This window comes from Mycolicibacter nonchromogenicus, assembly GCF_002101775.1.
GTDB classification, from domain to species: Bacteria; Actinomycetota; Actinomycetes; order Mycobacteriales; family Mycobacteriaceae; genus Mycobacterium; species Mycobacterium nonchromogenicum.
In genome coordinates this window covers 1-11,954 of sequence record NZ_LQPI01000073.1, presented here as the reverse complement: position 1 = coordinate 11,954, position 11,954 = coordinate 1, and the positions used below count along the sequence as shown (strand labels likewise).

General features: G+C 65.4%; 13 protein-coding genes. 12 read left to right on the top strand and 1 reads right to left on the bottom strand.

Going from position 1 to position 11,954, the window contains the following annotated elements; genetic code table 11:
- Positions 1–50 precede the first annotated feature (50 nt).
- From AWC18_RS18625 to AWC18_RS18570, 12 genes are all read left to right on the top strand, one after another.
- Positions 51–893, top strand: a complete 843-nt coding sequence (locus tag AWC18_RS18625; RefSeq protein ID WP_064999460.1) for a MaoC/PaaZ C-terminal domain-containing protein — start codon at positions 51–53, stop codon at positions 891–893.
- The gene (locus AWC18_RS18620; RefSeq protein WP_085139689.1) at positions 887–1,519 is read left to right on the top strand and encodes a TetR/AcrR family transcriptional regulator; all 633 of its coding nucleotides are present in this window, start codon (positions 887–889) and stop codon (positions 1,517–1,519) included. Before AWC18_RS18625 ends, AWC18_RS18620 begins: the two co-directional genes overlap by 7 nt.
- Complete coding sequence (locus tag AWC18_RS18615; protein ID WP_085139688.1) at positions 1,509–2,258, top strand: SDR family NAD(P)-dependent oxidoreductase; 750 nt, start codon at positions 1,509–1,511, stop codon at positions 2,256–2,258. The genes AWC18_RS18620 and AWC18_RS18615 overlap by 11 nt, the downstream gene beginning before the upstream one ends.
- Positions 2,259–2,334: 76 nt before the next feature.
- The gene (locus AWC18_RS18610) at positions 2,335–3,102 is read left to right on the top strand and encodes an enoyl-CoA hydratase-related protein (protein WP_085139687.1); all 768 of its coding nucleotides are present in this window, start codon (positions 2,335–2,337) and stop codon (positions 3,100–3,102) included.
- Positions 3,099–4,745, top strand: coding sequence for a class I adenylate-forming enzyme family protein (locus AWC18_RS18605; RefSeq protein ID WP_085139686.1), 1,647 nt, complete (start codon positions 3,099–3,101; stop codon positions 4,743–4,745). Before AWC18_RS18610 ends, AWC18_RS18605 begins: the two co-directional genes overlap by 4 nt.
- Positions 4,742–5,401, top strand: coding sequence for a nuclear transport factor 2 family protein (locus tag AWC18_RS18600; protein ID WP_064999384.1), 660 nt, complete (start codon positions 4,742–4,744; stop codon positions 5,399–5,401). The genes AWC18_RS18605 and AWC18_RS18600 overlap by 4 nt, the downstream gene beginning before the upstream one ends.
- On the top strand, positions 5,402–6,529 hold the full coding sequence (locus AWC18_RS18595) for an acyl-CoA dehydrogenase family protein (RefSeq protein ID WP_207504867.1): 1,128 nt from the start codon (positions 5,402–5,404) through the stop codon (positions 6,527–6,529).
- 111 nt (positions 6,530–6,640) lie between these two features.
- Positions 6,641–7,252 carry a TetR/AcrR family transcriptional regulator gene (locus AWC18_RS18590; protein WP_085139685.1) on the top strand — a complete coding sequence of 204 codons (612 nt, stop codon included), beginning with the start codon at positions 6,641–6,643 and terminating at the stop codon, positions 7,250–7,252.
- A gap of 87 nt (positions 7,253–7,339) precedes the next feature.
- Positions 7,340–8,098, top strand: a complete 759-nt coding sequence (locus tag AWC18_RS18585; RefSeq protein WP_109470469.1) for an SDR family oxidoreductase — start codon at positions 7,340–7,342, stop codon at positions 8,096–8,098.
- Positions 8,095–9,375, top strand: coding sequence for a DUF427 domain-containing protein (locus AWC18_RS18580; protein WP_082961247.1), 1,281 nt, complete (start codon positions 8,095–8,097; stop codon positions 9,373–9,375). The genes AWC18_RS18585 and AWC18_RS18580 overlap by 4 nt, the downstream gene beginning before the upstream one ends.
- Positions 9,376–9,750: 375 nt before the next feature.
- On the top strand, positions 9,751–10,608 hold the full coding sequence (locus AWC18_RS18575; RefSeq protein WP_064999382.1) for a mycofactocin-coupled SDR family oxidoreductase: 858 nt from the start codon (positions 9,751–9,753) through the stop codon (positions 10,606–10,608).
- Positions 10,609–10,873: 265 nt separating this feature from the next.
- Positions 10,874–11,332: a hemerythrin domain-containing protein gene (locus AWC18_RS18570; protein ID WP_064999381.1), complete on the top strand. Its 459-nt coding sequence runs from the start codon at positions 10,874–10,876 to the stop codon at positions 11,330–11,332.
- A 21-nt stretch (positions 11,333–11,353) separates the two neighbouring features.
- On the opposite strand, the gene AWC18_RS18565 is transcribed toward AWC18_RS18570, so the two are convergent.
- Positions 11,354–11,863 (bottom strand): CPBP family intramembrane glutamic endopeptidase, encoded by a 510-nt coding sequence (locus tag AWC18_RS18565; protein ID WP_085139684.1) that lies wholly within the window; start codon positions 11,861–11,863, stop codon positions 11,354–11,356.
- Positions 11,864–11,954: the final 91 nt, after the last annotated feature.

The window sequence follows — 11,954 nt, the reverse complement described above, 5'->3', positions numbered from 1 at the left end:
ACTGCACGATTGAACACATAGCGTCAATTCGTTCAACGATGGAAGGTCGCATGGCCGGACCTGTAGCCCTGTCCGATGCACTCGTAGGCACCCGACTGCCCGCGACTTCGCACCGCTGGACACCGACCGATGTCATCCTCTATGCCCTCGGCGTCGGAGCCCGTCCGCCGGCGGAGCGGCACCTCGTCGACGAGCATGTCGGCCCCGCGGTGTTGCCGACTTATGCGCTGATCGCCAACTGGTGGGCGGTCAAGGACCTGCGCGCGGCACTGGACCTCGGAGCTGTCCCCATCGTGCACTCGGCCCAGTCCCTCCACCTTGAGCGTCCGATCTCCGCGAGCGGCGACGTCAACGTCGCTGCCGAGGTGACAGCGTTGTGGGACACGACCAAACATGCGGTCATCGAGGTGACCTCGACCGGCGCCGACGCCGACGGCACCGTCTTCCGGGCGATCTCCCAGACGATGGCTCTGGGGGCGGGCGGTTTCGGCGGTCCTCGCCCACCGGCCGCCGAGCCGGCGCCGCAGACCGCTCCGGACGGCGTGTACACCGACGAGGTCCGCCCGGAGCAGGCGGCGATCTACCGGCTCAGCGGTGATCGCAACCCGCTGCACATCGATCCCGAAGCCGCCCGTCGATACGGGTTCGACGACGTGTTCCTGCACGGCTTGTGCACACTCGGCTTCGCGGCACGGGCATTGATCAATGTGGTCGGGAACAACGATCCCGCCACCTTGACGTCCATCGGATGTCGTTTCGCGAAGCCGGTGGGCCTCGGCTCCGAACTCCGGACCGAGATTTGGCGTGACGGCTCTGGTCGGGTCCGATTCCAGACTCTGCAGGGCGACGTCGTCGCGCTCAGTTCCGGCACCGCATCGTTGGCCGGATGCTGACCGTGGACCAACGGCGCGCACGAGGTCGCAGAAACCGGGAAGCCCTCATCGCGGCTGCCATCGACCTGTTCGCCACCAACGGCTACGAGCAGACCACCGTCGATCAGATCGCTGAGGCCGCCGGAGTCTCACCGCGCACGTTCTTCCACCACTTCACCGCCAAGGAGGACATCCTGTTCGATGGCTACGCCGACCGTCTCGCCGAAGCCACCGGTCGCTTCCGCGCGGTGCGCGACACCTCGTTGTGGGCGGCCTTGGCCGAGTCCTCTGAAGCTGTCGCCGTGGCGATCTCGCAGAGCCCCGACATCTTCCTGCTCCGGGCCAGGTTGTACGGCGCGCTTCCGGCCCTGCGCGCCACGATGTTGCGCATCAACGACGACTGGATCGACCAGATGACGACGGAGGTCGCTCGACGGTTGGAGTGCGACGCCTCGGGGGACGTGCGGCCACGACTGGCGGCCGCGGTGATCAACGGTGCCAACCGGTCTGCGATCGACCTCTGGGTGTCGGGTGGTGGATCGGGTGATCTGGTGGCGGGAATGGCCGATGCGGTAGGCCTGGTCCGCCCCACGATCGACATGATCGAGCGTGAGGCCGTGGACACCAGGCGGCGACGTGTCGGATGAGGCGCGCCCCGTGGCGGTGGTGACCGGTGGAGCACGCGGCATCGGAGAGGCGATCGCCACGGCTCTGATCGACGCCGGCTACCGCACTGCCGTCGTCGACGTGAACGAGAAGGCGATCGCACGTGCGGCAGCCTCGCCGGCGGCGCGTGCGGGCAGTCTGCTGCCGCTGCTGTTGTCGATCACGGACCGGGCGGCGGTGGAACAGGCGATCGATGAGTTGGCCACAGCCCACGGACCGATCGGCGCACTGGTCAACAATGCCGGGATGACGCTGCCCGGGAGCTTTCTCGACCAGAGCGACGACGACTGGGACCGGATCGTCGAAGTCAATCTCAAGGGCACCTTCGTGATGTCGCAGGTGGTGGCCCGCCACATGGTCCGGGAGGGATCCGGCGCGATCGTCAACATCAGCTCGGTGTCGGCCCACGGGGTGCGGACCGGGCCGCCGGCCTATGCGGCTGCCAAGGCGGGCGTCGAGGGACTCAGCCGACTGATGGCCGTGCAGTTGGGCTCGTCTGGTGTTCGGGTGAACACCGTGGTGGTGGGGACCACTGCGACGCCCTGGCTGTTGTCCCGCAAGACCGATGCCGAACTGGAATCCATGCGGAACTCCACTCTGATCGGTCAGCTCGGTGCCCCTCAGGACGTCGCGAACACGGTCGCCTTCCTGTGCTCCCCGGCTGCCGGGCACGTAACCGGTCAGCTGATCTCGGTCTCGGGAGGACAGTGGATGCCGTGATCGTCGAACACAGGACAATGAGACAAATTCTGCTAGTCTGTTCATCTCGGTGTGCGTCTGGAGGTCGGAAGATTCGATGGACCTGAAGAGGATTCTGTTCGACGTCAGCGATCACATCGCCACCATCACGATCAACCGGCCCGAGCGCCTCAACGCCACAGACGACTTGGCCCGCACAGAACTGGGCTGGGCGTGGGGCCGGGTGCGCGACGACCCCGACATCCGGGTGGCGATCATCACGGGCGCCGGCGACCGGGCGTTCTCCGTGGGGCAGGACATCAAGGCCACCGCAGCCAACGGCATCCGGAACAAGGTGCCCGGCTCCCGGCTGTACCACGGCGTGTGGAAGCCGGTCATCTGTGCGCTCAACGGGATGGCAGTCGGTGGGGCGCTGCACCAGGTGGCCGACTCCGATCTGATCATCGCTGCCGAACACGCCGAACTCATCGACACCCATCTGCAGGTCGGTAACGTCTTCGCGCTGGAGCCTGCTGTGCTGTTGCGACGCATGCCCCTGTCGATGGTGATGCAACTCGGGCTGATGACGAAGGACGGTCGCATCACCGCTTCGCGCGCTCACGAGATCGGGCTCGTCAACGAAGTGGTGCCCGCCGAGCGACTGCAGGACCGTGCCCGCGAGATCGCTTCGGCGATCACGAAGTTGTCGCCGGCGACCGTGCAGGCCTCGATCAAGGCGATGTGGACCAGCCTGGATGTCGGGCTGCACGCCGCCCATGATGTGGCATATCGCTACGTCCTGCAGCATCAGATGACGCACCCCGACTATCGCGAGGGGATGGTTGCGTTCGCTGAGAAGCGAGAGCCGCGCTGGGTGGTCGAATGACGTCCATGGCGCAGACCACGCCGGTGTTCCACTACGACCCGCTGCCCTACGACGCGGTTCTGCCGGCCATGTTGGAGGCGGTTACCGACGCGCATGGAGCCAACGACCTGGTGGTGAGCGCCACCGACAGCGGTGTGGAGCGGATCAGCTATGCCGATGCCGAGCAGCGCTCGGCCGACCTGGCGGCCCGGCTGATCGCGGCGGGCGTCACCAAGGGCGTCCGTGTCGGCATCCTGGCGCCGAACGGCGCCGAGTTCGTGACGGCTTTCCTGGCGGTCACCCGCACCGGTGCGGTGGCGGTACCCATCAACACCTTCTTCCAGCCCGCCGAACTGCAGTGGGTGCTGCGCGACGCCGACATCCATACGCTGCTGGCGGTCGAGACGCTTCTCGGACGCGACGTCCTCCAACGGATCGAAGCCGCCGCCGGCGAACTGGAGAACGTCGGCGGACAACTGCGCTGTCAGCGACTCCCCCACCTGCGCAACATCCTTCCGCTCGGTGCCACCAGTCGTACCTGGCCCAGCACCTGGCCCGATCCGGTCCCCCGGAGCCTCCTGCGGGCGTGCGAGACCACGGTGCGTCCGGCCGACGATCTGCTCGTCATCTACACCTCGGGCAGCACGTCGAATCCGAAGGGCATCATCCACACCCACGGAACCACGATCGCCCACTCCCGGTTCATCGCCACGGCCCACCAGTGGAACCCCGAGGACCGGATCTACGTGCCGATGGTGTTCTTCTGGGTCGCCGGGCTGGTCTTCGGCTTCTTGGGGCCCCTTCAGGTCGGCGCGACGATCCTGACGGAGCACAAGTTCGACGCAGGTGTGGTGTTGCGCCTTCTCGCCGCGGAGAAAGCCACCTACACCACCGGATTTCCCCATATCGGCCCGGCGCTGGTCAATCACCCGGATTTCGCATCCACCGACCTGTCGAGCCTGCGCGACGGATACCAGCAGGTGCTGCTCCCGCCGGGGCGCCGCACCCCGGATCCCTCGCTGCGGGTGGCGCAGCTCGGGATGACCGAGACGTGCAGCTCCCACACGTGGTGGCCGCCGCACGAGCAGGTGCCCGAGTCCAAGCGTGGCTCGTTGGGTGTCGCGGCGCCCGGTTACGAACACAAGATCATCGACGAATCCGGTTGCGAGGTGCCCAACGGCGTCACCGGTGAGATCTGTGTCCGGGGAACGGCGATGATGCGCGGGATGGTGGGCAAACACCGGCTCGAGGTGGTCGACCGCGACGGCTGGTTGCACACCAGGGACGCCGGTTACCGCGACGACGACGGCCATCTGTACTTCGCCGGCCGCATCGACGAGATGATCAAGACGGCCGGCACGAATGTGGCACCCATGGCGGTCGAGGCCGCCCTCGGACGGATCGACGCAGTGCGCATCGCCTACGTCGTCGGGGTTCCCGACGCCGACAAGGGCGCGATCGTCGGTGCCGCGGTGGTGCTCAACGAGGGCCACACGGCCTCAGCCGATGATCTCGTGTCCGTGCTACGCCGGCAGATCGCGGCATACATGGTGCCGAAGAAGTGGGTGATCCTCTCCTCCCCAGAACGTCTGCCGTACACCACCACCAACAAGATCGACAAGGCCCGGCTGACGGCGCTCATCGAGTCCGGAGAACTCTCGTGACCTCCCTGATCGACCTCCAAGCTCGCATAGAACGTCTGGAGGCGCTGGACGAAATCCGACAGCTCGCAGCGAAATACGCGGTGGCACTCGATATGCGTGATCTCGACGCCCTGGTCAACCTGTTCGTCGACGACGTTAAGGTGCCCGGCCGGCGCCGCGGCCGTGCCGCGTTGCGCGACTGGTACGACGCGGAGCTGCGCCACAACCTGCTGGGCACTGCGCACGGGGTGCTCGGCCACGTGATCGATGTTCACGACGCCGATACCGCCACCGGGCTCGTGTACTCCCGCAACGACCTCGAGACGGAGTCTGTGTGGGTGATTGAGATGCTGGCGTACCTGGACAGCTACCGACGTCGGGACGGCCACTGGTACTTCCTCAAACGCACACCGCTGTTCTGGTACGAGTCCGACATCACCGACCCGCCGCTCGGGCCGCAGAAGGTGCGGTGGCCGGGCCGGCCCCGCCACGACGGGAATCTGCAGCAGGAATTCCCGTCCTGGCAGGAGTTCTGGAGTGCGGACCCCGGCCGTCACGACACCCCGGTCGCTGCCCCAGCACCCGTCGGTGCGTGGTTGCACACGCTGCGCCGGGGCAGAGCCGACCCCCGAGTGGATCCCACCGGCCGCGCAGCCGACGAGTCACGGAGCAGCTGAGTGCCGAACAACCTGGACGGTTTTTCAGAGACCGAAGATCAGCGCGAGCTTCGTCGCACGGCCCGAACCTTCTTCGAGGCGAAGTCGCCCGAGCCTGAAGTGCGCCGCGTGATGGAGAGCACGCTGGGGTATGACCCCGCGGTGTGGCAGCAGATGTCCCAGCAGCTCGGGCTGCAGGGACTGGCCATCCCGGAGGAGTTCGGCGGGGGCGGGTTCAGCTACACCGAACTCGGGATCGTCCTCGAGGAGTCGGGACGGGTGCTGTTGCCCGGCCCGTTCTTCGGATCCGTCGTGGCGGCGGCGGCCGCCTTGATGTGTTCCGGCGACGACGCCGCCAAGGCTCGCCACCTGCCGGGTATCGCGTCGGGTGCCACGATCGCGGCGCTGGCGCTGGCGGAGCATTCCGGGCGGTGGACCGCCGACAGCATTCAGACCCGCGCGCAACGGGCCGGAGATCGGTGGATCATCAACGGCAGTAAGACCTTTGTCTTGGACGGTCACGTTGCCGACCTGCTGCTGGTGGTCGCGCGGACCGCGTCCGGAATCTCGCTGTTCGCTGTCGAGGACACCGACACGCTGTCTCTACGAGCGCTCTCCACTCTGGACCCGACGCGGCGACAGGCCCGAATCGACTTCGACGCCACCTCCGCCGACTTGATCGGCGCCGAGGGACAGGCGTGGACGGGGTTGTCGCGTGCCCTCGACATCGCCGCAGCCTGCTTAGCGGTCGAGCAGGTCGGCGGCGCTCGGCGCTGCCTGGAACTTGCCGTCGATTACGCCAAGACACGACACCAGTTCGGCAGGCCGATCGGGTCCTTCCAGGCGATCCGGCACAGATGCGCCGATCTGATGCTTGAGATCGAATGTGCGCGCGGCGTGGCACAGTACGCCGTCCACACCGCAGCCGAACAGCTGGACCAACTTCACGCCGCGGCCCCGCTGGCCAAGGCGTACTGCTCCGATGTCTATTCCCGGGCGGCGGCGGCCAGCATCCAGATTCACGGCGGTATCGGCTTCACCTGGGAGCATCCGGCGCACATGTACTTCAAGCGAGCGAAATCCTCCCAGCATCTCCTCGGTGATGCCGATTACCATCGCGGCCTGCTCGCCGACCGGATCGGGATCTGAAGCGGCGTTTGTCATCGCGGTGTTCGTCGGCCACGCCAGAATGCCAGGACACCAGGACACGTTCTGTCCAGTAGTATTGGGTGATCCAAGTGCGCGGCGATGAGGAGCAAAATGTCGACTGAGCGGGCCATGGCCGAGCTCGACGAACACGAGGAGTCTGACCGCCGAGACCAGATTCTCGATGCTGCGAACCTCTGCTTCTCGCAGCTCGGAATCCAACGGACCAGTGTGCAGGACGTCGCGCGGATGGCCGGCGTGTCTCGTGGAACGGTGTATCGCTATTTCGAAGACCGGACCATCCTCATCGAGGCGGCCATCGACTACGGCGCCCAGAAGTTCTACCGTGAGGTCGCCGCTGCCATGGCCAAGAAGTCGACGTTGGCCGAGCAGGTCGGCGCCATGGCGGAGACCCACGCGAAGATTCTGCTCGACCATCGCACCCGTAACAGGCTGATGGCGGACGACTCCGAGCTGATGCGACACATGATCGCCGACGGCGACTCTGCCGTGCGCCGCACCACTGCCTTCCTGGTGCCCTATGTCCGAGAAGCCCAGAAACGTGGTGAGGTCGGTACGGACGTGGACGTGACGGCTGCCAGCGAGTGGCTGGCACGCATCATCTACTCGTTCTCGACAGTGAACGAGGCCCAGACCTTCGACATGTCCAAGCCCGCCACCGTCCGCCGCTACGTGCAGAGATTCGCCATCAACGGCCTGCGCTGATCCCGGTCGATCGCTAGTCAGTAGTACAGCCTCTGCACTATTGTTCTACCCCGAGGGATAGGTGTGGGGTTCGACGGCGGAGGTGACGTGGGCGAGATATCGCTGGCCGGCAAGCGAGTTGTGGTGATCGGGGCATCGGCCGGCATCGGACGTGCCTTCGCCCTCAGGGTGGTCAAGAGCGGCGCTGACGTGGTTCTGGCGGCGCGCCGGGCGGACAAGCTCGAAGAGGTGCTTGCCGAGGCCGGACGAGGGGTGTCGGTGGTCGCCGATGTTCGCAATCCGGCCGATTGCGCGCGCAGCGCCGAGGTGGCGGCCGAGGCACTCGGCCAGATCGACATCCTTCTGATCACCTCCGGCTATGCACCACTGAAGATGTTCGAGGACACCACCGTTGACGATTGGCGTGATGTTTTCGAGACCAATGTGATCGGCGTGCACGAGATGATTCGCGTTCATCTCCCACTGCTCGCGCCATCGGCGATCGTCGCCGTACTGTCCTCGGATTCCGTTCGCAACCCGCACACCGCGCTGGGGGCCTACTCCTGCAGTAAGGCGGCATTGGAGCGATGCCTGGTCGCCTGGCGGCTGGAACACCCGGGCTATCGGTTCAGCTGTGTCGAGGTGGGTGGAACGGTCCCGACTGACTTCAGTTCGCATTTCGATCCCGGTGTGCTCAGCACGGCACTCACCGAGTGGCTCGCGCGCAGTCTCGTCCAGGCGAGGCAGATGACGCCCGAGGCGGTCGCCGACACCTTGGCCGGCATCTTCGCCGCTGCCATCGAGCAACCCGACGTCAGCTTGGAGTCGATCGTTCTCAAGTCACCTGCCCCGCCGATGCGAGTATGACGACACAGGTGCAGTCGGCATGGTCAGACCACCCCGACTACCGGATCTCCACTGCTCCCTGTCCCTATACCGGGCAGGTGTGGCTCGATGACGTGCTCGTTGCCCAGAGCGACGCCTGCCTCGTGGTCACCGAGACCGATCACACCGATCGTCTGTACTTCCCGACCGCCGATGTGATCTGGGAGTACTTCGAGCCCACCGAACACTCCACGGTCTGCCCGTTCAAGGGTCGTGCCGGCTACTGGCGCCTTGTTGCGGGCGACCGCAGCATCGACAACGTCGCCTGGAGCTACCCGAACCCGCTGGCAGAGGTGTCCGAACTCGCCGACCACGTCTCGTTCTACGACGAGCGGTTGCGCGTCGTCGTGGTCGAGCACTGGCCCGACGGTACGCAGGTACCCGCCAGGTTCCCGATCTGGGGAGATGCTGACGAGCTGGTACGGCTGATCGACGTGCAGATGCAAGAGTGCGGCCGATTCGTGGGCCCGGCGCACGGCCCGACGCAGCGCGATGTCGTCGAGGGCGGACAACTTCTCGCTGAGGCAATCGTCGCAGTCTCCAAGACTCTTCCCGAGCAGCGTGTCACATCGGCATCGATGGTGTTCACGAAGGCGGCGTCATTCGGCGCACCGGTGGAGCTCTCCGTCGAACTTCTTCGACACGGCCGAACGTTCTCTACGGCGGAGGTCCGTGCGACACAACACGACGCGCTCCGCGCCGCCGCGCTCGTGCTGTGCGATTCGGGGGCAGAGGATCTGTTCGCCCACGTGACACCGATGCCCCATGTCCATTCCCCTGCCGACGCAGTGCCGTTCGAGGGCTTCGGCATGCCGGGCCGCGAGATTCGCGTCGTCGACGGTGCTTATGACCTCAATCCCGATCGCGTCGGCCCGCCGGAGATCCATGCCTGGGTGCGATTCCGGGACGCGCCGTGCGAACCACATCTGCATGCCGGTCTGCTGGCGCAGTCCTGCACGCACTGGACCATCGCCGCAGGCATGCTCCCGCACGAGGGCTTCGGTGAAGCGCTTGCTCACCGGACCCTGTCCACCGGGATCATGAAGGCCACCATCGCCTTTCATGATGAGGTCGACGTCACAGACTGGCTGTTGTACGCCAACGAGGCGATCTGGGCGGGACGCGGCCTGGTTCAGGGCGAAGGCAGGGTGTTCACCCAGGACGGTCGATTGGCGGCGTCCTATGCAGTTCAGGCGATGGTGCGGCCATTCTCCCAGGACCCGCGTGCGATGGGATACGACAGCCGCACCGCCATGTGATGACAGGCGATCGAACTGTCACGGTCGTGGGGGCAGTCCGCCAGGTTCACAGACCGTATTTCCATAGCAACCAATCCGGTAAACAGTGGAACACTTCCTATATAACTGTCATAACTGTGAGGCAGCCGCTATGCTCGGCGGATGCGGTTGGGAATGATCGCCGGGGCAATTGTGTCAATCGCGTGCGCCAGTAGTGTTTTCGCCGCGCCTGGCGCTAGCGAGAACGCGGCCCTGTGACGACGTACTCTGCGCCCCACAAGGGCGGCGTGGGACCCGGAGAGGGCCTGGGAGCGCGGTCTTCCCCGTGTGGCGAAGTCCCCCACCGCTGCTGAAGCCGGACACAACCGAATTTGCGCCTCATCGAAGGGAGTACGAATGAATCGACTGAAGGGCAAGGTCGCCCTCATCACCGGCGCGGCTCGCGGGCAGGGGCGAAGCCACGCCGTGCACCTCGCTGAGGAGGGTGCCGACATCATCGCCCTCGACATCTGCGCGGACATCGCCTCGAATGAATATCCGCTGGCCACCACCGATGATCTCGAGGAGACCGCACGGCTGGTCGAGAAATCGGGCCAGCGTGTGGTCACCGGGGTCGTCGACGTCCGTGATCGCACCGCCTTGAAGCTGGTGCTCGATGATGCTGTGGCGCAGTTGGGCGGCCTCCACGTCGTGGTGGCCAATGCGGGCATCTGCCCTCAGGGTAACCACATCCCGTATCGCGGCTTCGTCGACGCGTTTGACGTCGACTTCCTCGGCGTCGTCAACACCGTCCATGTCAGTCTCGATCACCTGACGGCGGGTGGATCGGTGATCGCCACCGGCTCGATCGCCGGCCTCGTCGACCAGAAGGACCTCGCAACCGGCGGTGGACCGCAGGGCCCCGGTGGCGCGGGCTACGGACTGGCAAAGAAGATGATCCGCGAATACACGAAGGCTCTGGCGCTGACGCTGTCGCCGCACAGTATTCGGGTGAACGCGGTCCACCCAACCAATGTCAACACCGACATGCTGCACAACCTGCCCATGTACAAGGTCTTCCGCCCCGACCTCCCGGAACCCACGCGCGAAGAGGCCGAAGTCGTGTTCCCGATACTGCAGGCCATGCCGACGCCGTGGGTAGAGGTCGACGACATCTCCCATGCCGTGGTGTACCTCGCGTCGGACGAATCACGTTTCGTGACCGGCCAACAGTTGTTCATCGACGCAGGGGCCGGATTGAAGCTGGGAATGTAGCCGATCGCAATGCCGATTCGGCCCCTGCACCGGGGCCAGAAACCGTCTCACGGCCCGCCCCGACGTGGTCCCGATCGTACGAAAACGGATCGCAACGGTGGCAGTACGCGCTGAACTGCACGGACATCGGCGTGACGGTGCCTAGCAGCAGGTCGCGCCGACCCCGAAGCCGTTGAACCGGTACGCACAGAAGGCTGACCGCGAATTGCCCGTCATTCTCTTCTGACTCGGTGTCGCGGTCTAATTCTTTCTCTACGATGGGGCCATGGCGGACAATATTTTCGACGCCCTGCGTGAGAGCCACCGACTGCAGCGGTCTTTGTGCCGCAAATTGCTGCGATCTGCGCCGCACACCGAGGAACGCATCGCGCTGTTCACCGAACTGCGGGTCGAGCTGGCTGCTCACGCCGCCGCCGAGGAACGGTACCTCTATGCGCCTGTTCTCATGGCCGACGCCGGCTTGAATTCCTCACGCCATGCTCTGCACGAGCATCATGAAATCGACGAGATCATCGAAGAGCTGCAAGTCGTGGACAAAAGTCGAGCCGGGTGGTTGAACCGGGCTCGGAAGTTGTCTGAGCAGGTTCATCATCACCTGCGCGAAGAGGAGAAGAAGTTCTTCCAGGTCTCTGGAGCGATCCTCTCTGACACCCAAAAGCAGCGACTGGCTGGTCAGTATCGCCGCGATTACGCGCGAATGCGCAAGGTGCTCAACGGCGGTTGAGCGAACACACGAAGGTTCGGGTCAGCCGGCAAACAGCGGTGGCAGCACCAGCGGCATGGCCAACCCCCAGACCAGATGAGTCACAACAGGTGCCAGTACCCCACCCGTCGCGCGCCGCTCGAGGGCGCAGACCGTGCCCAGCACCACCGCAGCGACGCCCAGCCCCGCGTTGCCTGACACCGAGGTCGCCACGGTATAGAGCACGGTCGAGAACAGCAGTGGCCGAGTAGGTCCCAGCGCGCTGTAGAGCGCTCCGCGGAAGAACAATTCTTCGGCCACTCCGTTGATCACGGTGATGACCACCAGCACTCCCAGGTGACCCTGGCCTGCATAGCTCAGCACGCGCCCGATGGGCTCTGCGATCACGTCGATCTCGCGGACCAGCAACGCCCCAGAGATGAACACTGCCGCAACCCCCCCGCCGATTCCCACGCCCATCAGGATCGGACGGCGTCGACGACCCGAGACAACGTCCCAGCCCAGCCGCAGGGGCCCCGACACCAGGGCGCCCCCACCCCACACCGCCGCCATCGCCGTAGTCAGCCTGTTGACGACGGTCGAAAACTAGGCCAGAAGCGACGGTGAAAAGTAGGCCACGTGGTCGTGGTTATTGTGCCGTGTT

Excerpts from the sequence above, each read along its gene's own strand:
- AWC18_RS18575 (WP_064999382.1), top strand. The coding sequence starts at position 9,751 with ATGAATCGACTGAAGGGCAAGGTCGCCCTCATCACCGGCGCGGCTCGC.
- AWC18_RS18610 (WP_085139687.1), top strand. The coding sequence starts at position 2,335 with ATGGACCTGAAGAGGATTCTGTTCGACGTCAGCGATCACATCGCCACC.
- AWC18_RS18625 (WP_064999460.1), top strand. The coding sequence starts at position 51 with ATGGCCGGACCTGTAGCCCTGTCCGATGCACTCGTAGGCACCCGACTG.
- AWC18_RS18620 (WP_085139689.1), top strand. The coding sequence starts at position 887 with ATGCTGACCGTGGACCAACGGCGCGCACGAGGTCGCAGAAACCGGGAA.
- AWC18_RS18590 (WP_085139685.1), top strand. The coding sequence starts at position 6,641 with ATGTCGACTGAGCGGGCCATGGCCGAGCTCGACGAACACGAGGAGTCT.
- AWC18_RS18580 (WP_082961247.1), top strand. The coding sequence starts at position 8,095 with ATGACGACACAGGTGCAGTCGGCATGGTCAGACCACCCCGACTACCGG.
- AWC18_RS18605 (WP_085139686.1), top strand. The coding sequence starts at position 3,099 with ATGACGTCCATGGCGCAGACCACGCCGGTGTTCCACTACGACCCGCTG.
- AWC18_RS18565 (WP_085139684.1), bottom strand. The coding sequence starts at position 11,863 with ATGGCGGCGGTGTGGGGTGGGGGCGCCCTGGTGTCGGGGCCCCTGCGG.
- AWC18_RS18570 (WP_064999381.1), top strand. The coding sequence starts at position 10,874 with ATGGCGGACAATATTTTCGACGCCCTGCGTGAGAGCCACCGACTGCAG.